This window comes from Bombilactobacillus sp. ESL1097 (assembly GCF_058107205.1).
The window spans coordinates 811,833-834,549 of the sequence record NZ_JBYLUB010000001.1; the positions used below are offsets into that span (position 1 = coordinate 811,833).

The 22,717-nt window shown below is 37.9% G+C and carries 25 protein-coding genes; 20 read left to right on the forward strand and 5 right to left on the reverse strand.

What is annotated here, in order from left to right:
* Positions 1 to 23 precede the first annotated feature (23 nt).
* Positions 24 to 902, forward strand: coding sequence for a YitT family protein (locus AC3B6D_RS04020; RefSeq protein ID WP_489757620.1), 879 nt, complete (start codon positions 24 to 26; stop codon positions 900 to 902).
* An 84-nt stretch (positions 903 to 986) separates the two neighbouring features.
* Here AC3B6D_RS04020 and AC3B6D_RS04025 read toward each other — a convergent pair whose 3' ends face one another.
* Complete coding sequence (locus AC3B6D_RS04025; RefSeq protein WP_489757621.1) at positions 987 to 1,805, reverse strand: pyruvate, water dikinase regulatory protein; 819 nt, start codon at positions 1,803 to 1,805, stop codon at positions 987 to 989.
* A gap of 157 nt (positions 1,806 to 1,962) precedes the next feature.
* Between AC3B6D_RS04025 and rpsU the strand changes: the two genes are divergently transcribed.
* The 11 genes from rpsU to AC3B6D_RS04080 all read left to right on the forward strand — a co-directional run bounded on the left by rpsU (position 1,963) and on the right by AC3B6D_RS04080 (position 12,032).
* The gene (gene rpsU / locus AC3B6D_RS04030) at positions 1,963 to 2,151 is read left to right on the forward strand and encodes a 30S ribosomal protein S21 (protein WP_249512765.1); all 189 of its coding nucleotides are present in this window, start codon (positions 1,963 to 1,965) and stop codon (positions 2,149 to 2,151) included.
* 21 nt (positions 2,152 to 2,172) lie between these two features.
* Positions 2,173 to 2,616, forward strand: coding sequence for a GatB/YqeY domain-containing protein (locus AC3B6D_RS04035; RefSeq protein WP_489757622.1), 444 nt, complete (start codon positions 2,173 to 2,175; stop codon positions 2,614 to 2,616).
* A 254-nt stretch (positions 2,617 to 2,870) separates the two neighbouring features.
* Entirely contained in the window at positions 2,871 to 3,836 is a 966-nt protein-coding gene (locus AC3B6D_RS04040) for a PhoH family protein (protein ID WP_489757623.1), read from the forward strand.
* Positions 3,833 to 4,309: an rRNA maturation RNase YbeY gene (gene ybeY, locus AC3B6D_RS04045; RefSeq protein ID WP_489757624.1), complete on the forward strand. Its 477-nt coding sequence runs from the start codon at positions 3,833 to 3,835 to the stop codon at positions 4,307 to 4,309. Before AC3B6D_RS04040 ends, ybeY begins: the two co-directional genes overlap by 4 nt.
* A gap of 28 nt (positions 4,310 to 4,337) precedes the next feature.
* Positions 4,338 to 4,742, forward strand: coding sequence for a cytidine deaminase (locus AC3B6D_RS04050; RefSeq protein WP_489757625.1), 405 nt, complete (start codon positions 4,338 to 4,340; stop codon positions 4,740 to 4,742).
* Entirely contained in the window at positions 4,732 to 5,637 is a 906-nt protein-coding gene (gene era / locus AC3B6D_RS04055; protein ID WP_489757626.1) for a GTPase Era, read from the forward strand. The genes AC3B6D_RS04050 and era overlap by 11 nt, the downstream gene beginning before the upstream one ends.
* Positions 5,637 to 6,398, forward strand: a complete 762-nt coding sequence (recO, locus tag AC3B6D_RS04060) for a DNA repair protein RecO (RefSeq protein WP_489757627.1) — start codon at positions 5,637 to 5,639, stop codon at positions 6,396 to 6,398. Before era ends, recO begins: the two co-directional genes overlap by 1 nt.
* 33 nt (positions 6,399 to 6,431) lie before the next feature.
* Positions 6,432 to 7,166 carry an NADPH-dependent oxidoreductase gene (locus tag AC3B6D_RS04065; protein ID WP_489757628.1) on the forward strand — a complete coding sequence of 245 codons (735 nt, stop codon included), beginning with the start codon at positions 6,432 to 6,434 and terminating at the stop codon, positions 7,164 to 7,166.
* A 252-nt stretch (positions 7,167 to 7,418) separates the two neighbouring features.
* The gene (gene glyQ / locus AC3B6D_RS04070) at positions 7,419 to 8,312 is read left to right on the forward strand and encodes a glycine--tRNA ligase subunit alpha (protein ID WP_489757716.1); all 894 of its coding nucleotides are present in this window, start codon (positions 7,419 to 7,421) and stop codon (positions 8,310 to 8,312) included.
* Positions 8,305 to 10,377, forward strand: coding sequence for a glycine--tRNA ligase subunit beta (gene glyS / locus AC3B6D_RS04075; RefSeq protein WP_489757629.1), 2,073 nt, complete (start codon positions 8,305 to 8,307; stop codon positions 10,375 to 10,377). Before glyQ ends, glyS begins: the two co-directional genes overlap by 8 nt.
* A gap of 269 nt (positions 10,378 to 10,646) precedes the next feature.
* Positions 10,647 to 12,032: a hypothetical protein gene (locus AC3B6D_RS04080; protein WP_489774976.1), complete on the forward strand. Its 1,386-nt coding sequence runs from the start codon at positions 10,647 to 10,649 to the stop codon at positions 12,030 to 12,032.
* Between the two features lie 28 nt (positions 12,033 to 12,060).
* On the opposite strand, the gene AC3B6D_RS04085 is transcribed toward AC3B6D_RS04080, so the two are convergent.
* Both AC3B6D_RS04085 and AC3B6D_RS04090 read right to left on the reverse strand, forming a co-directional pair.
* Positions 12,061 to 12,393: an ArsR/SmtB family transcription factor gene (locus AC3B6D_RS04085; RefSeq protein WP_489774977.1), complete on the reverse strand. Its 333-nt coding sequence runs from the start codon at positions 12,391 to 12,393 to the stop codon at positions 12,061 to 12,063.
* A gap of 8 nt (positions 12,394 to 12,401) precedes the next feature.
* Positions 12,402 to 12,965, reverse strand: a complete 564-nt coding sequence (locus AC3B6D_RS04090; RefSeq protein WP_489774978.1) for a cadmium resistance transporter — start codon at positions 12,963 to 12,965, stop codon at positions 12,402 to 12,404.
* 202 nt (positions 12,966 to 13,167) lie between these two features.
* On the opposite strand from AC3B6D_RS04090, the gene dnaG reads away from it, so the two are divergent.
* From dnaG to AC3B6D_RS04125, 7 genes are all read left to right on the forward strand, one after another.
* Entirely contained in the window at positions 13,168 to 15,012 is a 1,845-nt protein-coding gene (dnaG, locus tag AC3B6D_RS04095; protein WP_489774979.1) for a DNA primase, read from the forward strand.
* A 23-nt stretch (positions 15,013 to 15,035) separates the two neighbouring features.
* Entirely contained in the window at positions 15,036 to 16,163 is a 1,128-nt protein-coding gene (gene rpoD, locus AC3B6D_RS04100) for an RNA polymerase sigma factor RpoD (protein WP_489757634.1), read from the forward strand.
* Positions 16,164 to 16,325: 162 nt separating this feature from the next.
* Positions 16,326 to 17,012, forward strand: coding sequence for a tRNA (adenine(22)-N(1))-methyltransferase (locus AC3B6D_RS04105; protein ID WP_489774980.1), 687 nt, complete (start codon positions 16,326 to 16,328; stop codon positions 17,010 to 17,012).
* Entirely contained in the window at positions 17,009 to 17,806 is a 798-nt protein-coding gene (locus AC3B6D_RS04110) for a Nif3-like dinuclear metal center hexameric protein (RefSeq protein WP_489774981.1), read from the forward strand. The genes AC3B6D_RS04105 and AC3B6D_RS04110 overlap by 4 nt, the downstream gene beginning before the upstream one ends.
* Before the next feature lie 14 nt (positions 17,807 to 17,820).
* Positions 17,821 to 19,059: a peptidase T gene (gene pepT, locus AC3B6D_RS04115; RefSeq protein ID WP_489774982.1), complete on the forward strand. Its 1,239-nt coding sequence runs from the start codon at positions 17,821 to 17,823 to the stop codon at positions 19,057 to 19,059.
* A 2-nt stretch (positions 19,060 to 19,061) separates the two neighbouring features.
* Positions 19,062 to 19,250 (forward strand): 2-hydroxymuconate tautomerase, encoded by a 189-nt coding sequence (gene thmT, locus AC3B6D_RS04120; protein WP_489757638.1) that lies wholly within the window; start codon positions 19,062 to 19,064, stop codon positions 19,248 to 19,250.
* Between the two features lie 202 nt (positions 19,251 to 19,452).
* Positions 19,453 to 20,802, forward strand: a complete 1,350-nt coding sequence (locus tag AC3B6D_RS04125; protein ID WP_489774983.1) for an APC family permease — start codon at positions 19,453 to 19,455, stop codon at positions 20,800 to 20,802.
* Between the two features lie 117 nt (positions 20,803 to 20,919).
* Here the strand turns inward: AC3B6D_RS04125 and AC3B6D_RS04130 are convergent, their stop codons facing one another.
* Entirely contained in the window at positions 20,920 to 21,102 is a 183-nt protein-coding gene (locus tag AC3B6D_RS04130; RefSeq protein WP_489757640.1) for an LBP_cg2779 family protein, read from the reverse strand.
* A 21-nt stretch (positions 21,103 to 21,123) separates the two neighbouring features.
* Positions 21,124 to 21,783 carry a signal peptidase I gene (gene lepB / locus AC3B6D_RS04135; RefSeq protein WP_489757641.1) on the reverse strand — a complete coding sequence of 220 codons (660 nt, stop codon included), beginning with the start codon at positions 21,781 to 21,783 and terminating at the stop codon, positions 21,124 to 21,126.
* A 155-nt stretch (positions 21,784 to 21,938) separates the two neighbouring features.
* Between lepB and AC3B6D_RS04140 the strand changes: the two genes are divergently transcribed.
* The gene (locus tag AC3B6D_RS04140; RefSeq protein WP_489757642.1) at positions 21,939 to 22,715 is read left to right on the forward strand and encodes a hypothetical protein; all 777 of its coding nucleotides are present in this window, start codon (positions 21,939 to 21,941) and stop codon (positions 22,713 to 22,715) included.
* The last annotated feature ends 2 nt before the right edge of the window (positions 22,716 to 22,717 follow it).

A 22,717-nucleotide genomic window follows, 5' to 3' on the forward strand; every position in this document is an offset into this window, starting at 1 on the left:
TCTATAAAGGACTTTACACATTGATGAAGGAAATAGAACAAGTTTTAAAACGATATCGTACTTTGACTAAATTATCAGTCGCAGTGGTTTATGCTGTCTGTGTCTCAATTGCGGTGAATATCTTTTGGACACCAGGTCATATCTATGGTTCCGGTATTACTGGTTTTGCCCAATTGATTGCCACTTTACTAAATCGTTGGTTAGCAATATCAGTACCAGTGGCATTTTTATACGCTTTGTTCAATTTACCTTTGTTAGTTTTATCCTGGAAAAAAATCGGACACAATTTTACGATCTTTACGGTCATCGCGGTTGCTTTATCTACGATTCTCATGCGGTTATTACCACCAGTTAAGGTACAATTTGATCCTATTATTTGTGCAATTTTTGGGGGAGTGTTTAATGGCTTTGGCACGGGGCTCGCGCTCAAAAATGAGTTGTCGACTGGTGGCTTAGATATTATCGGGATTGTGTTACGCAAAAAAGTCGGTAAAAGTGTCGGCACAATTAATTTGTCCTTTAACTTGATTATTGTCATTGGCTCTGGTTTTCTTTTTGGTTGGGTTCATGCGTTATACACAATTTTGAGCATATTTATCAATAGTCGTTTAATTGATGCTTTATATACTCGTGATCAAAAATTACAAGTCATTATTGTGACATCACACGCGCAGCAAGTGATTCACCAAATTCAAGACGAAATGCGACGGGGCATTACGATTGTGAACGATGTGGAAGGCGCTTATCGGCATACTAAAAAGACGATGTTGTTTACGGTTATTTCACAGTATGAATTACCCTTGTTTCGTCAAGCTATGCATCAATCCGATCCCTATGCTTTTGTGAGCATCACTGAAGCCAAAATGATTATGGGGCGGTTTTATCAAGAACACATTTATTAACGTATAAAAGACCTAACATCAAGATTTTGGTCGTCGGGACCATCTGATTAGTTAGGTCTTTTTTATTTGCCTTTGTTTAATTTTTTAATTAGTAGTAAAGCTGTTCAAATGTAAATTATCTTCAATAATGGCTGCTACTTCTTCGATAGATTTGTTAGCCACGTTAATAACTAGGCAACCTAACTTTTCATAAAGTTGTGTAGCATAGTTTAATTCTTGTTTGATTTTATCACTACTGGAATAATTATTTTGAGCAGGTAAACCATATGAGAGCATTCGCTGTTCACGAATCTTTTGAAGTACTTCCTCATCATTGGTTAAACCAATGATTTTATGAGGATCAACTTGCCACAGTTCAGGCGGTAATTGAACCTGCGGTACTAAGGGCAAATTCATCGCTTTGATTTGCTGATTAGCTAAATAAAAAGTTAGTGGTGTTTTAGAAGTTCGAGAAATACCGAGTAAAACAACATCAGCTTCTAACATGCTGTGCGGATTTTTTCCATCATCATTTTCCGCGGCAAAGTCAATAGCTTCAATGCGCTTAAAATATTGGGAACTTAATTTTCGGGCGGCACCGATTTCGTGCGAAGCCGTTTTGCCGGTAAAAGCTTCAATGGTTGACAAGTAAGGGTTCAAAATATCAAAACACAACATGTTTTGATCATGCTTAAAGTCTTTCACGATCTGATCTAATTGCGGACTACTCAGTGTGTAAAAAACAATCGCTTGTTCTGCTTGAGCACGTTTTAAGATTGCGGTTAATTTAGGGACGTCATTAACAAATGAGTATCTTTTTTGCGTCATTTGAATTTGAGGAAATTGGGCTAACATGGAGCGAGAAAAATTAGTTGTGGTTTCACCAGAAGAATCGGAAATCGTATAAACTATTTGTTTCAACATAATCACCTACTGTTTTTCTTTCAAATTAGCATTTTTATTTTAAAAAAGCTAGTCAAAGTCGGTAAATTATGGTTTCAACTTATCGAATTGTTTGTTATACTAGTTAAGAACTGTTGTAATAAACGGTTACGTAATGAAGCGGAAGGAGGGATATCATATGGCTAAGACCGTTGTTCGTGAGAACGAGTCTCTTGATGATGCTCTTCGTCGGTTTAAACGTTCTGTTTCTAAGAGTGGTACTCTTCAAGAATACCGTAAACGTGAGTTTTACGAGAAACCTAGTGTAAAACGTAAGCTGAAATCTGAAGCTGCACGTAAGCGTAATAAGAAGAGAAGAAGACGTTAAGAATTCGGGGTGTGATAGGGAATGTCCCTCACTGATCAATTAATGACTGACATGAAAGTTGCCATGAAAAGTCATGACAAGACCGGTTTGTCAGTTATCAGAATGCTTAAATCAGCTTTGATGAACAAGAAGATCGAAGTCGGTCATGATTTGACTGCGGATGAAGAAAATCAAGTAGTTGTTTCGCAAATGAAGCAACAAAAAGATTCTTTAGCAGAATTTGAAAAAGGTCATCGGGACGATTTAGTTGCAGAAACTAAGTCTCAAATGGCTATTTTACAAAATTACATGCCGCAACAACTATCAGAAGCTGAAGTTCGTCAACTGATTCAACAAACTGCCACTGACATAGGCGCAGAATCAAAAGCTGATTTTGGTAAATTAATGAAAGCTGTGATGGCCCAAGTTAAGGGACAGGCAGATGGTTCATTGGTTAATAAAATTGTCAAAGAAGTACTGCAATAACGTACTAAGGTTAAAGTGATTTTGCTTTAGCCTTTTTCTTTAGCTTCAATTTGTAATAAAATAAGAGATAGATCCAAGTTAGAGGCTATGAGCACAAATATAAAAGTTCCAATCTAAATGGGATTTTAAAGATTTAATTTTTTAGGTCTAGCTACTAATTTTAGAAATAAAATTGTGCTCAGAAATTGGTTCATAATTGGGATTAATTTAATTTTATAAAATAAGTTCTGAACGAAGGACAGGAGAAATTTTATTTGACAGTTGAAATAACTAAATCGTTTTATTTACAAAGTAATGATGATGCGGTGCTATTTGGCAGTAATGATGCTAATTTGACTATTTTGGCAGAAAAATTGTTACTGAAAATTCATCCTTTTGGTAATCGTGTCGACTTAAGTGGAGCAAATGATGCCGTTAATCTAGCTTTACAAATTCTCAAAGTTCTCAGTCGTTTGCAACACTCGGGTATTCAGATTGGTCAAGCAGATGTAGTTAGTGCTGTACAAATGGCACAAGCCGGCACCTTAGAATACTTTGAAGATCTTTATAATGAAATTTTATTGCGGGATGCGAAGGGAAAACCAATTCGTGTACGTAACCTCGGACAACGTAATTATATTAAAACTATTCAAAAAAATGATATTACTTTTGGCATTGGGCCCGCGGGAACTGGTAAAACTTATTTAGCAGTGGTGATGGCTGTAGCAGCGTTAAAAAAAGGTCGCGTTAAAAAATTGATTTTGACCCGACCAGCAGTGGAAGCCGGCGAAAATTTAGGCTTTTTGCCAGGAGATTTAAAAGAAAAAGTGGATCCATATTTACGTCCCATTTATGATGCGTTGTATTCAATTTTAGGAACCGAACAAACTAATCGTTATTTGGAACGAGAAATCATTGAAGTAGCTCCTTTAGCGTACATGCGTGGTCGGACACTAGATGAAGCCTTTGTGTTGTTAGATGAAGCACAAAATACGACGCATGAACAAATGAAGATGTTTTTGACGCGCTTAGGCTTTGATTCCAAAATGGTAGTCAATGGCGATCCCACACAGATTGATTTGCCTCGGCGTTCACCCAGTGGGTTGTTACAAGCACAACAAATTTTACGTAACTTAGCACATATTGGTTTTGTAGATTTCCAGTCCGGCGACGTAGTTCGTCATCCAGTGGTAGCGGAAGTGATCGAAGCTTATGCTAAAGTTAATAGGAGTAAAGAATGAACTTAGAAATTTATGACGAACAACACTTACTTGATAACAAACATTTAGATTTAGTCCAGCGCTTATTTGAGGCAGGGGCAAAAAAAATTGCCTTACCTGAAAACACAGAAGCCTCAATTACTTTTTGTACTTCCGAGCAAATTCATCAAATTAATCTCAAATATCGACAAACAGATCGACCAACGGATGTCATTAGTTTTGCTTTAGAGGATGGTGATGACGATGGCATTAGTTCACAGGCTTTAGCAGCAGAATTTGGTATTCCACGCAACATTGGTGACTTGTTTATTTGTCCGGAAGTGGTCACTAAACAAGCACAAGAATATGGACATTCTTTTGAGCGAGAACTAGGTTATACTGTCGTTCATGGCTTGTTGCATCTATCTGGTTGGGATCATATTAAACCAAAGGAAGCTGAGCAAATGTTCAGTTTGCAGCGGGAAATTTTAGCAGATTTTGGTTTGAAGCGGTAATTCAATTGAAAAAGGGGTTGGCAGAATAATGGAAACTAAGCAGTTAATGGATTTAGCAACAAAAATGTTGGATAAAGCTTATACACCGTATTCGCATTTTCAAGTTGGTGCTGCACTTTTAACCCAGGATGGTCAATTATTTGGTGGTTGTAATATTGAAAATGCTTCTTATGGTTTGACTAATTGTGCTGAAAGAACCGCTATTTTTCAGGCAGTTGCGCATGGTCAACGGCAATTTCAAGCTTTATTAATTACTGGCAATACTCCCGGTCCGATTGCCCCATGTGGTGCTTGTCGGCAAGTGATTAGTGAATTTTGTGATCCGCAAATGCCCGTTTTTTTGACAAATCAAACAGGAGCAATCCAACAAGTCAGTGTGGAACAATTGTTGCCAGGAGCTTTTACAACAGGAGATTTAGAACATGGTAGATAATTTTCGTTCGGGTTTTGTGGCAATTATTGGTGAACCGAATGTCGGGAAGTCCACTTTAATGAATCGTATTTTGGGGAGTGAAATTTCGATTATTTCTCCCAAAGCACAAACCACACGTAATAAAATTCAAGGTATTTATACAGATGAGCAACAGCAAATCATTTTTGTAGATACCCCTGGCGTCCATACACCGAAGAATAATCTGGATCAGTATATGGATAAAGCAGCTTTTTCAGCTTTAACTGAAGTCGATTTAATTTTATTAATGGTTAGCGCTCAAAAATCTGTCACGAAAACTTTACAAAATATTATTGCCAAATTACAGACAGTCCAAGTACCAGTTTTTTTGGTAATTAATAAAATTGATTTGGTTCATCCAGACATCTTGTTGCCGCTGATTGAACAATATAGTAACTTATTACATTTTCAAGAAGTGTTTCCCGTCTCGGCGACTCAAGGCAATAATGTGGCGGAGTTATTGACTGCTATTGGGCAGCAATTGCCTGTTGGACCGCAATATTATCCGGCTGATCAAATTAGCGATCATCCCGAATATTTTGTCGTTGCAGAAATTATTCGGGAGAAAATTCTAGAATTAACGCGGCAAGAGGTTCCACATTCAGTAGCAGTCGTGGTGGAACAAATGAATCAACATTTAAATAATAAATTGCAAATTGATGCTACTATTTATGTGGAACGCGATAGTCAAAAGAAGATTATCATTGGTAGTAAGGGTTCTTTACTCAAACAAATTGGGATTCGTTCGCGTCGAAAATTGGAAGACTTGCTGGGTGAGAAAATCAATTTGAAATTATGGATCAAAGTCCAAAAAAATTGGCGCGAAGATCCGCTATTTTTAGCACGAATTGGTTATTCACTGAAAGATTTGCAGTAATGATGGTTCAGCGTAATCAAAATTTTCAAGGTTTGGTCTTACGCAATCAGGATTATCATGAAAACGATCAACTGGTGTGGTTGTTAACTGATCAATTTGGCATTGTGACTTTTTTGGCTCGTGGGGTTAAAAAAGCACAATCGAAACAACGCGGCTTAGTTTTGCCTTTTACGTATGGTCAGTATCAAGGGACGATTAATACGTCGGGATTTTCTTATTTAAGTGATGCTTTAAATTTGCACCAGTTGCAAACTGTGGCGCAGGACATTGAGCTGAATGCTTATGTCACTTATCAAAATGATTTGATTTTACGCGCTTTTAGTGGTCAAAAAGTTTCTTTGGCCTGGTACCGACAAATTTTAGCAGCCCAAAAATTAATTGATCGGCAATTGGATCCAGAAATTATTACTAATGTTTTGGAACTACAACTGCTCAAGCCGTTTGGTGTAGCTCCTAATTTGACTAGTTGTGTGGTTGGTGGCGAACGCCAAGGAACTTTTGATTATTCTTTAAGTTTCGGTGGTATTTTATGTAGTCGCCATTGGACGAGAGATCAACATCGTTTGCATTTAGCCCCCAAAGTAGTGGCTTATTTGCGTTTTTTGGCGCAGTTAGATTTACAAAAAGTGGGTAAAATACAAGTTTCTGATTCGATTAAGGCTCAGTTGCGAAAAACTTTGGACTTAATTTATCAAGATAATGTGGGCGTTTATCCAAAAAGTAAAAAATTTTTGGAACAAATGTTTCGCTGGCAATTATAGAACTTTGAATTAATTAGAGGTTGAGCAATTTAAATGGAAGATTTTTTACAAGTTATGCAACAACATACTTCAGTGCGCGATTTTCAAGATCGGGCTCTTGATGAAGTAACGAAACAAAAATTAATTACGGCGGCACGAAGTAATGCCTCGTCTAATTTTGTGCAAGCATTTTCTATTTTAGAAATTCATGATGCAACATTGCGCCGCAATTTGGGACAATTGGCGAATTGTGAACCTTACGTCGTACACAGTGGTGTCTTTTATGTGTTTATTGCGGATTTGTATCGGCAAAAAGTTTTATTGGAGCAAAATCGGCAAAATATTGCGAGTTTAACTAATTTAGAATCATTGTTGGTCAGTGTCGTCGATACAACTATTAGTGCCCAGAGTATGGTTATCGCTGCTGAACAGTTGGGGTTAGGCATTTGTTACATTGGTGGGATTCGCAATGATCTTTTCAAAGTGGCCGAGTGGTTAAATTTGCCGTCATTGACCGTGCCATTATTTGGTCTAACTATTGGTTATCCTCAGACTAAAAATCAAGTCAAACCGCGCTTACCAGTGGCTAATCAGGTGAACGTTGATACTTATCCGCGCCAACAGTTTGCGGATTTAACAGCATATCAAGCTCAAACTGCAGCTTATTATCAAAAGCGCGCGCAAAATGCTCAGCAAAGTGATTGGCTACAAAAAAATCGAGCTTTTTTCAAAGAAATCCGGCGGCCGGAAGTGGCGAAATTTGTGCGCCAGCAAGGCTTTGTGTTGTAATTGGATAAAGAAGAGTTGACAGTCTTCTAAAGACTGCTAAAATTAAGATGTTTGTACAGCGAGTGTGGTTAGTGAGAGCACATGTAGATTAAAATGGCGAATTGATTTAATTAATAATGAAGAGCAGGCTGTGAGGCCTGAAATAGGGTGGAACCGCGAAGTTATTCGTCCCTATGCAATTTTTTGAGATTGCATAGGGCTTTTTTTGTGAAATGAGGTAGAAAATTGGAAAAAAAATTGAATGTACAAAACATGATTTTAACCTTACAGCAATTTTGGAGTGAAAAAGGCTGTATGTTGATGCAAGCTTATGATACAGAAAAAGGCGCGGGGACTATGAGTCCGTATACTTTTTTGCGGGCTATTGGTCCTGAGCCGTGGAATGCCGCTTATGTTGAGCCATCCCGGCGCCCAGCTGATGGTCGTTATGGCGATAATCCCAACCGCCTATATCAACATCACCAATTTCAAGTGGTTATGAAACCATCACCGTTAAATATTCAAGAATACTATTTAGACAGTTTAAAGGCCTTAGGGATTGATCCCTTAGAACATGATATCCGTTTTGTGGAAGATAACTGGGAGAACCCATCAATGGGTTGTGCTGGTGTTGGTTGGGAAGTTTGGCTTGACGGGATGGAAGTTTCCCAGTTTACTTATTTCCAGCAAGTGGGTGGATTAAGCGCTGATCCAGTGACGAGTGAAATTACTTATGGCGTCGAGCGCTTGGCTTCTTATATTCAAGATGTTGATTCGGTGTTCGATTTGGAATGGGGCAATGGCGTCCGGTATGGTGATATCTTTAAAGAACCGGAATATGAACATTCCAAATATGCCTTTGAAGAAAGTGATCAGACCATGCTCTTACAATTCTTCAATGACTATGAAAAAGAAGCGCAACGTTTAATTGATTTGGGCTTAGTACATCCAGCATACGACTATATTCTAAAGTGTAGTCATACGTTTAATTTGTTAGATGCACGCGGTGCGGTTTCTGTCACTGAACGGGCTGGCTTTATGCACCGCATTCGGTCGATGGCCCATCGAGTCGCCAAAGCTTTTGTGGCCGAACGGCAAAAATTAGGTTTTCCATTATTAGATGAAGCCACACGTCAAAAATTATTAAAGGAGCAAACTAATGACTAAAGATTTTTTATTAGAATTAGGTTTAGAAGAAATGCCTGCCCATGTGGTAACTAGTACAGAGCAGCAATTAGCCCAAAAGGTGGCCGCTTATTTACAGGAGGCCAATCTGGCTCACGGGTCAATTGAACAATTTTCCACACCACGGCGCTTAGCACTTTTAATTCATGATGTGGCCGAACAGCAACCCGATCAAGAACTTGAGGTCAAAGGTCCTGCCAAAAAGATTGCACAAGATGAACAAGGTAATTGGAGTAAAGCGGCCCAAGGTTTTGTTCGCGGTCAACAATTAAGCACCGACGATATTTATTTTAAAGAATTAAAAGGTACGCCCTATGTTTACGTCAAAAAGCAAATTTTCGGCAAACCGGCCGCGGAAATTTTGGCTGGTTTAATTAAGCCCTTATCCGAATTAACTTTTCCGACACGCATGCGCTGGAATAAATTTGATTTTGAATATATTCGGCCGATCCATTGGTTAGTTGCGCTGTTGGATCAAGAAGTTATTCCCATGCAATTATTAAATATTCATGCTGGTAATCAAACTCAGGGCCATCGCTTTTTAGGAACGACGATTACTTTAGAAAAAGCCAGTGATTACCAACAAGCTCTGGCTGATGACTTTGTCATTGTTGATGCAGCCCAGCGTAAAGCTTTAATTCAAGAACAGATTCAAGCTTTGGCGAAGCAGAATCATTGGGTCGTTGATTTAGATGAAGACTTGTTAGAGGAAGTTACTAACTTAGTTGAGTACCCCACAGCATTTGCTGGCAAATTTGCCGCCAAGTATTTAAAAATACCAGAAGAAGTGCTCATTACTTCAATGAAAGATAATCAACGTTATTTTTATGTGCGCGATGAACAAGGCCAATTAGCACCTTACTTTATTGGGGTACGTAATGGGAACCAAACACATTTAGATAACGTGATTGCTGGAAACGAAAAAGTGCTGGTCGCACGGCTGGAAGATGCCGCCTTCTTCTTTGCGGAAGATCAAAAGCATACTTTGTCAGAGTACGTTTCGCGTCTTCAACAAGTTACGTTTCATGATAAAATTGGTTCCATGTCTGAAAAAATGCAACGTACACAGATTATTGCCGATTTATTAGCGCAAAAATTTAATTTGTCCCCGCAGGAACACCAAGATGTTTTACGGGCGAGTGCCATTTATAAATTTGATTTGGTAACGGAAATGGTCGGCGAATTTTCGGAATTGCAGGGAGTGATGGGCGAAAAGTATGCGCTGATTTTTGGCGAACGGCCAGCAGTTGCGCAAGCGATTCGCGAACACTATCAACCTACTTCTTCAGAAGGCCAGTTGCCGCAATCTAAAGTCGGGCAAGTCTTATCTTTAGCTGACAAAATTGAAAGTTTACTCAGCTTTTTTGCGGTAGATTTAATTCCTAATGGTTCTAATGATCCGTATGGTTTAAGACGGCAAGCCATTGGAATTGTGCGGATTTTACAGCAGCAACAATGGCATCTTGATTTTGCTCAATTATTACCTCAGATTGTTCAGTGTTATAACCAAAAGTTAGGTTCAGTTAAGTTTGATTATCTGAAGCATCAAGCGGAATTAGAAGAATTTATTGTAGAACGAGTTCAGCAATTATTAACGCAAGCACAAGTGCCACATGACGTCGTCATGGCGGTGACAGCAATGACAAAAATTGATCCAACTCAGATGATAGCCACTGCTCAAGTATTAAATCAGCATCAAGCAGACTCTGATTATAAGGAGAACATGGAAGCTCTGACGCGAGTATTACGGATTGTGGCTAAGCAAGCAATTGCTGAACAAGAAATTGACACAACTTTATTCCAAAATCCATCTGAGCAACAGTTATTTCAAGCAGTTAATGACTTGAAGGAGCGCTTTGCATCGTTAACGACGCAAGCAAGCTATCAAGCTTTACAAAAATTACAGCCGCTCATTAGTCAATATTTCGAAGAGAACTTGATTATGGATAAAAATGCAGCTGTGCAGCAAAATCGTTTAAATCAGCTGCACCAATTGGCCCAATTAATTTGGCAGTTGGGTGACTTGAATCAATTAGTAATTAAATAGTGTAGTTTTTAAAAGATTGGAACAAAGCAACTAGTAATGGTTGATTAATAGTTCCAATCTTTTTTATTATAATTTTTGAAAGAATAAGGGGAGTAATTACTGTATATGAAGTTTTTTTAACTTGAGAGCTGGTGTTTATTGATAAAATATAATAAAATAATGAAGATTAAATGAACTTAAATTATTTTTTACTAGTTAAATATTGGAAACCAAAGCTGTTCGGACTTAATAATAAACAGCTGATCTAAAAAATTGAAATGGTGTGTGAAATGCAAAAAAAATTAGCCTTAACTAAATTACAAACAACCATTGTAGTAATTGATTTTCTTGTTTTTGGCATAATAGGTTATTTAATCCCCTTAGTGGGGGATGATCTTAATTGGTGGAGTAGTTGGGGCACTCATTACTTTACTAGTGGTACATTTTTAACGTATGATGGTCGTTATTTGGGCGATTTATTTATTATTTTGATGAGTCATCTGCCGATAATCAGCTTCTTACTTTACGGAATATGCGCGGTTAGTTTGGTTATTTTATTGAAAACTATTACGCAGGTTGTGTGGCCGGCGGTGGATAGTACTTTAATAATGTTATTATGTTCTTTAGCGCTCTTGTTCTTACCGCCAACGGTGTGGCAACAAATTTGGGGGTGGCGGGCTGGTTTTGCCAATTACGTTCCGTCCATGATTTTTCCCTTGTTTGAGCTCACTTTAATTTTAAATCGACGACATTTACCTTTAACTTTAGCTAAAAAAAATCAAATTTTATTATTTTTCGGAGCACTGCTGAGCCAATTCTTAGCAGAACATATAACATTACTCAATTGTTGTAATGTTCTTTTAATTTATTTATTAATGCGCAAAGTTCTAACGACAGCTTTTATGCATAATTATATCCGCCCGATTGCAGGAGGAACTTTTTTAGGTGCAATTTTAATGTTTGTCAATGGTGCATATCTGCGGATTTTACTAGGACGGGATTCTTATCGCAGTATTAATCATCAACAGTCTAATACGTTAATTAATTATTATAAATTGATGTTTGAGCAACATCCGCACCGAGTGTTGCTATATTTAGTTGGGATAATAGTTTTTGGTTTACTATGTGCTGATAATTATCATCAGTTACATAATCAGCAGTTGCTGACGGTGACAGCTTTGTTAATTGTGGAAGCAATCATTAGTCAATTACCCTTTCTAGTTATTTCACCTTATGGTCCACGATGTGCTTTTAGTTGGGTATTGTTCAGTTGGTTGGCAGTAATTATCAATATTGTGCCTTGGCTGAATGACACCGCGCATTTCACAATTGGCTTACTGAGTTGTGGTTTGCTCATTGCCGGCTTAACGGGAGTCTTTTTTGCTGAGAATTATCACCAGACGTTTGTGGCGGCTCGAGATTTAGCCCTTTATCAAAGAAAACAAAATTCAGCCCAAACTTATGTATTAGATTATGCTGATGTGGATTTTATTTGGACCAATAATAATAGTCAAGATCACAATTTTCAAGTGTTTTTTGTTAAGCCTAAAAGTCAAGTAATTCCTGTAGCTTATCCAGTCTGGAAGAAGTTAAGTCAAGGCTTAAATTTAAAACAGGTGGTTAATCAGAAAAAGCTTTTAAAACGACTACAGATCGATTTAAAAGCAACGCCCTAATTAAAAAAATATCCGGCATTTTAATTTACTAGTGATAAGGATGTGGTTGACCTTTGATTTCGTGCTGCACGTGTTGAAACATATCGTCTAATAATTCGACAATGTGGGGATCATCGACTTGATAAAAAATCTTGATCCCCTGGCGTTGTTTACGAACTAATTGATAACGATATAAAATGCCTAGCTGTTTGGAAATAATCGGTTGTTCGAGCTGCAAATTTTGGACAATCTTGGTGACCGTAACGGGGTGTGTTTGCTGTTTTAAAAAATAAAGAATTTTTAAGCGCGTTTGGTTACCTAATATTTTATAAATTTTAGCTACTTCAGTTAAAACTTGTTCATCAAGGGGATTAATAATCAACACTACCTTTAAAATAATTGAATTAAATGCGTAATTAGTCCACTATCCCAAAAAACATAACAACCAACTGCCACGTAGATGATCTTGGTTAAGGGTTCACTATATTGATGAATGAATTTTTGGATAGTTTTGAAATCACCAATTATTTTAATCATAACAGTAAATATTATAGAAAGCAGTAAAATAAATAAGGTAGCTTCTATAAATTGTTTGCTATTCAAATTAGTCAAAATTGGCAAGAACAAAGACAGGTTACAACCGGAACAAACACTAAGATAGGTCAAAAAAGTGGTCTTTATGGGATGAGTTTGGGTATTATTTTGGTTAACGTCATCATCATCGTGAAAAGCTAAGTAGATGGGAAAAATTCCTAAAATACCGAGTAACCATTCGGGCAAAAAAGTTTGTAAAATTTTACCTAAGCCAAAACTTAATCCTAATAAAACAATTAATCCTAAGCAATAACCACTAATGACGGGTAGCAAGCGAAAGCGTTGCAGCAACAGTAATAAAATAACAAAGAAATCTAAATTAATGCCGACAAAAGTTAAACCAATTATCCACCAATTCATTAATTAACCTCCTATATACCAAAAAAGATATATTAATTATATATCTTTTTTGGTATATAGACAAATTACTGAAAAACTAAAACTTTGCATTTTACCAGTTAAACAATTACAATAAAATTAACATTAGGTCAAGTAGTCATATTTTTATATGACTACTTATTTTTCTAAAAAAGGCTGATTTTTTAAAATGGAGTGAAAGCAGATGGTAACGAAAATTCCGGAAGCTTTTATTGAAGAAGTCCGGCAAAAAACGAATATTGTTGACGTTATTGAACCCTATGTTCAATTAAAGAAATCGGGTCGCAATTTATTTGGTCTCTGTCCGTTTCACGAAGAGCGAACTCCTTCGTTTTCAGTTTCAGAAGAGAAGCAAATTTTTCACTGCTTTAGTTGTGGTCGTGGTGGCAATGTTTTTAAGTTTTTGATGGAAATTGAAAGTTTGACTTTTCCAGAAGCTGTAGTGAAAGTGGCAAAGTTTAGTGGTATTACTTTACCAGAACAATATAGTTCAACAGCTAATAAAGAAGTTAATTCCCCTCAAACGACTTTAAAGAAAGATTATCAGACAGTTCAAGAACTATATCATTATATTTTATGTAAAACAGAACTAGGTGAGCCGGCGCTGAATTATCTCCACCAGCGGCAATTGCAAGACGAGACGATTGAGCACTTTCAAATTGGTTATGCCCCAACAGCTGATAATACTTTGACAGAACTTTTGCAAGATCACAAACCAGAACAATTACAAAATTCAGGTTTGTTTGTACAATCGCAACAAGGTCAGTTATATGATCGTTTTCGAGATCGGGTTATGTTTCCTATTACTGATCAAAGCGGTTCTACGATTGCTTTTTCCGGACGTGTTTGGCATGAACAAAATGAGCAGCAGCCGACTGCCAAATATTTAAATAGTCCTGAAACACCGATTTTTAATAAGAGTCAAACTTTATTTAATCTGGCAGCTGCTAAAAGTGCCATCCGTCAGTTTGGAGCTGCCATCTTGTTTGAAGGCTTTATGGATGTGATTAGTGCTTATCAAGCCGGTGTCGAAAATGGTGTTGCTTCGATGGGAACTAGTCTAACGCAACAACAGCTATATATGTTACATCGAATTACTAACAAATTGGTGATTTGTTATGATGGCGATGCACCGGGAATTAAAGCGGCACACCGTGCTTTAAATTTATTGAAGGATTCGAACTTTGAGATTAGCGTAGTAGTCATTCCTAATCAGCAAGATCCAGATGAATTTATTAAAAGTCAAGGCGCTAGTGCTTTTCAAACGCTAGTGCGCAAAAAAGCGTTAACACCGAGTGCTTTTATGTTGGAATATTTAAGTCAGCAATATGATTTGACCAACGATAGTGCTAAAGTAGATTATTTAAACGCGGCCTTAGATTATGTTGTCGGTGATAATTCACCAGTGGAACAAGAATTATATGTGCAACAATTGGCGCAAAGGTTAGGTGTTTCAAAACAAGCTATTCAGCAAGAATTGTTGGATAAACAACGAGCACAGGACTTATTAAAACCCGCTGCTGATTACGGGCAAAATCAACAACAAGATGCCGCCATGGCGGTGAAAGAAGTAACTCCTAGTACCTTAAGTAAAACGGAAAAATCCGAACGAAATTTATTAAATATTGTTTTCCATTTTCCACAAGTAATTGGTATACTGGATAAGCATGTGGATTTTAGTTTTGTTCACGTCCAATATCAAGATATTTTTGATTATTGGGTACGATATTGTCTGACGGTTTCTCAACCGTTAATCGCACAATTTATGGATCAGATTCCAGATAATTTGCGGAATTTGGTCAGTACGATTGAAATGCTGCCCCGTCCTGCTGATTATTCAACAGAGGAAGTTGATGATTATATTAATAATATTATGTATGATCATAAACAGCAGCAATTATCAGAGTACCAAATGCAAATTAAACAGGCGGCCCAAATTGGCGATGCACAGCAAGAATTGCAATTAACGGTTCAATTAGTTACTTTGCGTCAGGAATTAGAACAACTTAAAGTAGCGGCTGAGAAGTAAAGTGTAATAGAGGAGGATTTTTCGTGGCTGAAAGTAAGAAGAAAAAAAGTGTCATCAAATCAAGCAAAGAATTAGAACGTGCAACGAATGATTTGATCAAAAAATATAAAAAAGACGGAAAAATCTCTGAACAAATATTAAATGAACAATTAATCAAGCCTTTTGCCTTAAAAGGCGATTCGATCGGTGAATTGGTTAATCATTTTACTGATAAAGGGGTCAGCATTGTGGATGACCACGGTGATCCTAGTCAGTTAGCTCTCAAGAGTCAAAAAGAAGTCAATCATCATGAATTAAGTGATATGTCGGCGCCAACAGGGGTCAAAATGAACGATCCAGTGCGGATGTACCTCAAAGAAATTGGGCGGGTTCCGCTATTAAATGCACAGGAAGAAGTCGAATTAGCTCAACGTATCGAAAAAGGTGATAATGAAGCTAAACAACAGTTGGCAGAAGCTAATTTGCGTTTGGTTGTTTCGATTGCTAAACGTTATGTGGGCCGAGGCATGCACTTCTTAGATTTAATCCAAGAAGGTAATATGGGGTTAATGAAGGCCGTGGAAAAATTCGATTACCGTAAAGGCTTTAAGTTTTCGACTTATGCTACTTGGTGGATTCGCCAGGCAATTACCCGTGCCATTGCAGATCAAGCTCGGACAATTCGGATTCCGGTTCATATGGTGGAAACTATTAACAAACTCATTCGGATTCAACGGCAATTACTACAGGATCTAGGACGGGAACCAACACCGGAGGAAATTGGTGCAGAAATGGATATTCCTACGCAAAAAGTGCGTGATATTCTCAAAATTGCGCAAGAACCGGTGTCCTTAGAAACGCCCATTGGTGAAGAAGATGATTCGCATTTGGGTGATTTTATTGAAGATGACGAAGCAACGAGTCCTGAAGATCATGCTTCTTATGAATTACTCAAAGAACAATTGGAAAATGTGTTAGATACGTTGACCGATCGCGAGGAAAATGTTTTGCGTTTACGCTTTGGGTTAGATGATGGCCGCACGAGAACTTTGGAAGAAGTGGGTAAAGTGTTTGGCGTAACTCGTGAGCGGATTCGACAAATTGAAGCGAAAGCCTTGCGCAAACTGAGACATCCCTCAAGATCAAATCAGTTAAAAGATTTTTTGGACTAGATTAAAGATTAAAAAAAGACCGCTTAAGCGGCCTTTTTCTTTTAAGAAGTTGAGATAAAAAGAGCAATTATTAAAATCTTCTGGGTGGAAGTGGCGCTGATGTTTAGCTGCTCAGTAATTTGAGAGTTTAATTTTAATGTAGGAAAGTAGGAGGAGTCATCTTTGAAGTTATCACGTCGTTTACAAGCAATTGCTGATTTGGTGCCCGTGACTGCAGCAATGGCCGATATTGGTTCTGATCATGCTTATTTACCGATTTATTTGGTACAGCAACAAATTGTCCAAACTGCGTTTGCTACTGAAGTAGCACTTGGGCCATTAGCAATTTCCAAAAAAGATATTCAACAAGCTGCACTAACTACCAAAATTAAGCCGCGTTTTGGTAATGGTTTGCAGGCACTTAAAGATACTGATTTAGTCCAAACTGCAGTGATTGCCGGCATGGGGGGGCAATTAATTCGGCAGATTTTAGAGCAAGGTCAATCGCAGTTGGCAACGATTAAGTATCTTGTGTTAGAACCTAATAATGATGAATTTCAAGTACGTCAATGGCTAGATCAGCATCAATTTGCCATTACTGCCGAAACAATCGTGCAAGAAGGGCGCCATACTTATGAGATTATGAAAGCTCAATTTAGTGGCAGTCAACCGCAGTTAACGCCAGAGCAACTGATGTTTGGCCCCATTTTACTACAGGAAAAAAGTGGCACTTTTAAAAATAAATGGCAACAGCAATTAAAGCGGAGTAAAATGATGTATTGTAATCTCAAAAATGCAAAACAGCCCCAAGAACAGAAATTGGTATGGGCACAGCAAAGAATTCAACGAATTGAGGAAATCTTGAGATGATTACAGGAGAGCAATTAGTACAAAAAATTGAAGAATTTGCACCATTAGCGTTAAAGATGGGTAATGATCCGACTGGTTTGCAGATTGGTAGTTTACAGCAGCCAGTGCATCGCGTTTTAACAACATTAGACGTTCGACCAGCAGTGGTTCAAGAAGCGCTAGAAAAACAAGTTGATTTTATCTTTGCGCATCATCCCGTAATGTTTCATCCAGCGACTAATTTGGATACTTCTTTACCACAAAACCGGATGTATGCTGATTTGTTAAGCAATCAAATTACAGTTTATGCGGCACATACTAATTTGGATCGGGCGCCTCGTGGAATGAATGATTGGTTAGCGGAATCTTTAGGTTTAACGGACATCCAGCCATTTAATTATGATGAACAACATATTGCTTTAGGGCGCTATGGCAAATTAAAACAACCACTATCTATTGCCGAATTAGGGCAATTGTTAAAAGAAAAATGGCAGTTAACTGGTTTACGGGCGATTGCCAGTGACTTACAGCAGAGCGTGCAAACAATTGGCATTATTGGCGGCAGTGGTAGTTCGTTTTATCAAGCAGCGTTAACTGCACCGGTGGATTTATTGATTACTGGTGATGTTAGTTATCATACCGGACACGATTTATTGGCGGCGCATTTACCCGTTTTAGATCCGGGGCACCATATTGAAGTTATTTTTAGTCAGATGGCCCAGAAGTTGTTACAGCATTGGAATCAACAGTATTCTTGCTGGCAATTAGAAATTTTAGCTTCGACGACTAATACGGAACCATTTCAATTTTTATAAGAGAGGTCTAAAAGATGCAATATACTAGCTTGATACCCCGATTTTTACGATATGTCAAACAAAATACGCGCTCAGATGAATCGGCCGATACGATCCCCACAACTAAGCGGCAAGCTGATTTTTTGTTAAAATTAAAACAAGAGTTACAAGATTTGGGTTTAAGTGAAGTTGTTTATCACGTAGACAATTCGTATTTAACGGCCACGTTACCCAGTAATTTGGACTATGAAGTGCCCACGATGGGTTTACTAGCACATGTTGATACGGCTGACTTTAATTCAGAGCACGTTAACCCTCAAGTCGTGGCTAATTATGATGGACACAGTGTAGTGAACTTGGATGCGCAAGGACAATATCAATTAGATCCAAAGGTTTTTCCTAATTTGAAGCAGTATGCAGGGCATGATTTAATTACGACAGATGGAACGACTTTATTAGGAGCTGATGATAAAGCTGGTGTCAGTGAAATTGTGACGGCAATGGAATATTTGCTGGAGCATCCTGAGATCGCTCATGGGAAGATTCGGTTAGGTTTTAGTCCCGATGAAGAAACTGGTAAGGGTGCGCGCCACTTTGATGTTCAAGACTTTGCCGCTGATTTTGCGTATACAATTGATGGCGGATCGTTAGGTCAATTGGAATACGAAACTTTCAATGCTGCCGCTGCACAAATTACGATTCATGGTAAAAATGTGCATCCAAGTGTTGCTAAAGATGTTATGGTTAATGCTAATCTGATTGCCTTACAACTGCAAGCTGCTTTACCTAGTGAACAAGTACCAGAAAAAACTTCCGGACGCGCAGGGTTCTTTTTATTAACGGATATTCAAGGAACGATTGATCAAGCACAATTATCTTATATTATTCGAGATTTTGATCGCACCCAATTAGAACAACGGAAGCAATTACTGCAAACAATTGTGGATCAGTTAAATGATCAGTACGGTGCGCAGACGGTGGAAGCAAAAATCTACGATCAGTATTATAATATGATTGAAGTTATGCAAGACCATCTGGAAGTGGTACATTTGGCCGAGCAGGCGATGCATAATTTACAGATTGAACCGGATGAAACCGCCGTTCGTGGGGGAACTGATGGCTCTATTATTTCATTTATGGGATTACCGACCCCCAATATCTTTGCGGGTCCGGAAAACATGCATGGTCGCTTTGAGTATGTGTCACAACAAGTGATGAGCCAAGCAGTAGACGTCATTTTAGAAATTATTCGTTTAAATAGTCAAGGAGAATAGTTATGCCATTAGTTCATATTGAGTTAGTCGCTGGTCGTACACCAGAACAATTAAAACAATTATGTCAAGATGTTACTGCCGCCATTAGTAAAAATACGGGCGCACCTGCGGAACATATTCATATTATTTTAGATGAGATGCAACCGGATCATTATAGTGTCGGTGGCGTTTTAAGATCGGAACAAAAATAAGTCAGACGGGTATGCTGAATAGAGATTGAAACCAAAAAAATTTTTCGTCAATTTAAGCGAAAAATTTCTTTTTAGGGCAGGACAAAGGGATAGTAATGACGGGAATTTGGAATGTTGTTCAGAAATCCTTACTAATTAATCTTTGTCCTACTTTTTTTATTTATGTGAAACATTATCAAATAAGAAAGCATGAGGAAGGTTCATGGACCAACAACTGAAACCGAAAATTAGTACCGTCGGTTTATTATCATTAGGTGCTGGAGGAGTAATAGGTAGTAGTTGGATCTATACCAACAGCCAATTTTTTCACCAATATGGCGCTGGCGGCGAGATTTTTGGATTAATTGTTGCCGCTGGTTTGGCAATTTTAATTTCATTGTCGTTTGCAGAACTGTCAACTATTTATCCAGAAGCTGGTGGTGAGGTAATTTATGGTTATCAAGCTTTTGGTAAGAAAGGTGCTTTATTTGCTGGTTGGGCACTGTTAGGTGCGTACTTAAGTATTTTAGGCTTTTTTGTAACAGCCTCTAGTTTATTGATTGCACGTATTTTTCCACAGGTGGCGAGTGGTCCCAGTTACCATTTTGCCGGAGTAGCAGTCCATTATCGCGAATTGATTTTGGGAATTGGGATAACTTTGGTTGTTTATGGTTTGAATTATTTGGGGGCCAAATTAACGAGTCATGTACAAGCAACCCTCTTTTTTTTGCTATTAATTTTGGGGGCAGTTTTAGTAGTCGTTGGCTTTAGTCAAGGTAAAGTTACTAATTTTTGGCCAGCTTTTTATCCGAAACAACACCCATTACCGGAAGTTTTTCGCTTTATTTTACCCGCAATGACTTTTTTAACGGGCTGGGAATCAATTGGAATTTTAGCCGGTGAGTCTCAAACACCGCCCAAAAAAATTGGTTGGATTGTCATTGGAGCGATTAGCTTGGCGGCAGGATACTATATTGCAGTATTGTTATCTTCGGCTTGGATTTATCCGTGGCAAAAGACGGCTCATCTTTCAATGGGAACGATTGATGCTTTTAAAAAAGCTGGTTATCCGCTCTTGAGTGCATTAGCGTATCTCATTTCTTTTTTAGGGTTAGGAACTAGTTTTCTGACGTTGTTTTCAGCCGCACCCCGATTGCTGTTTTCGCTAGCAGAAAAGGATATTTTACCGCGTTATTTTGCGAAGGTACATCCGCGGTTTGGTACGCCTTATAGGGCCTTAACCTTGACTTTAGTTTTGGTTTTAGCGATTGGTTGGTTAGGTAAAGGGGCCTTGACGTATTTTTTGGATACGGGCGGATTATTGACGGCACTAGCCTGGAGTTTTAATACGTTAAATTTACTGAAAATTCGGCGTAAGAATCCAGATTTGCGGGGTGGCTTTTATAACAAATCGCTATTTTGGCCAATTTTAGGTGGCGTAGCGGCTATTTTGATTACTTTAGGAACGATTATTCCAGGAACACCGGTTTCCTTGGTTTGGCCTTATGAATACGTCATTTTAGGAGCTTGGGTGATCATCGGTTTGTTAACCTATTTTTTGCGTAAAAAGTAAATAATTGAAAATAAATTAAATAAAAAGACTGGGACTATCAAGCTAGTTAAAGTTGACAATGATTATACTGTTAACTTCAAACTAGCTTAAAATCCCAGTCTTTTTGATAATCTCAAATTAAGAATGATCACTGATGTATTGCATAATGCGTTGCTCATCTTCTGGAGTATAATCCGCTTTACCAGCCTTGATAGCGTGGATTTTTTCTACCGAAAAATGGCTTTCAAATGCAAATTGTGCATCATTTTTGTGAGCTTTCTTTTGATATTCGATAATTAATTCCGATAAATTGTACTGCATACTAATCAATCCTCTCCTCGATTAAAATGTTTTCATATGATTTAATGGCCAGTAACGCCATTTAACAACGCCGACCACTTTATTCTTTTTAATAAAACCGATATAGCGGCTGTCCTTAGAGACACTGCGATGATCACCCATTACAAAGTACGAATCTTTGGGCACCCGATTGGTCTTTTTCATTTGCTGTAACTGTTTTTTAGAATAAATCTGCATATAGTTTGATGTTTTAGCTAACGAACTAATCGAAAAATTACCCGTATCAGCATAGCGTGTTCCATAAACACCATTGCTGCCATCATCAACTAATTTGAAACCTGGCTTCAAATAATTCTGGGATATTTTTTTGCCGTTAATATAAATTTCATTATTTTTAGCGACGACCTTTTCTCCTGGTGTGGCAATAATTCGTTTGATATAGAACTGTCCTGGCTCGTCGGGAGCATCAATGACGACCACTTCACCACGCTTTAATTGACTATGACGATAAGCAATTAAGCGATCACCGTCTTCAAACGTTGGCTGCATTGATGTACCAGAAACCCGGGCATTATCAAAGACAAAACGATTTAATAACGTGATAATGCCAAATAAAACAGCAGCTAATAAAAGGGTTTGTAACAGCCAAATGCCCCAATCCTTTAAGCTACTAGTTTCGTTAGAGTTGCTTTCTTTACTCATACTTAAACCTCACTTACCAATGATTAATAACTCTATTAATTAATATGATACACTTTTATGGAATTGATATCTTTAAAAACTTTGTTAAGATTCAATTTTGTCTCGACTTCTTAATTATGATAAACTTTTTAAATAACAATAATTTAAGGTCAACTATGCAAAATCTATCATATCCCCAACAATTACAACGATATCAAGCACAATTGCAAGCCGATAAAGAACTTAGCTATCGTTTACAGCAAATGCAATTAACACTACAAGCTTATCAAAAACAAACCTTGCCCTTTCAAAGTTTACCACCTTTGATTTTGGATGCCCAAGATTTGCAAAGATTATTACTTAATACTCAAGTTATGCCTAGTTTGACATGGCAACAAAAAGTTAAGTATTTAGAAAATTTAGCACGATTTATTGATGATTTTCGTCAGTTTCTGCAACAGCAGTATGGTGTTTGGGCCTTACTCAATCAAGCAATGTTAAATTGTTGGGTACAATGTTTCCCACAACAGTCGTACTTAGAATTAATGGCAGGCAATGCCAGTTTGAGTTGGGGACTACAACAAAGAAAACAATCAGTTATTGCGACTGATGATTTGTCTTGGTCTAAGCAAAGTCGCACCGGACATCAGCCGTGGTTACCAGTTCAGCAAGCTGATGCACTAACGGCCTTGCAGCGTTACGGCTCGCAAGTTGATGTAATTTTACTTGCTTGGAGTCCTGACCGCGAGGAAATTGATTGGCAAATTTTAAAAGAGTTACGCTCTTGGACAACTCGTCCACAATTATGGGTCATTGGTGAATATCGTGGGGCTACGAATAGTTTACGCTTTTGGCAAGGGGCCCATTTACATTACGATGCCAGAATTGCTAAGATTAATCAATTTTACCCAACCTTTGATTTAGTTAAAGATCATTTATTTGTAGTCAGGTGAAT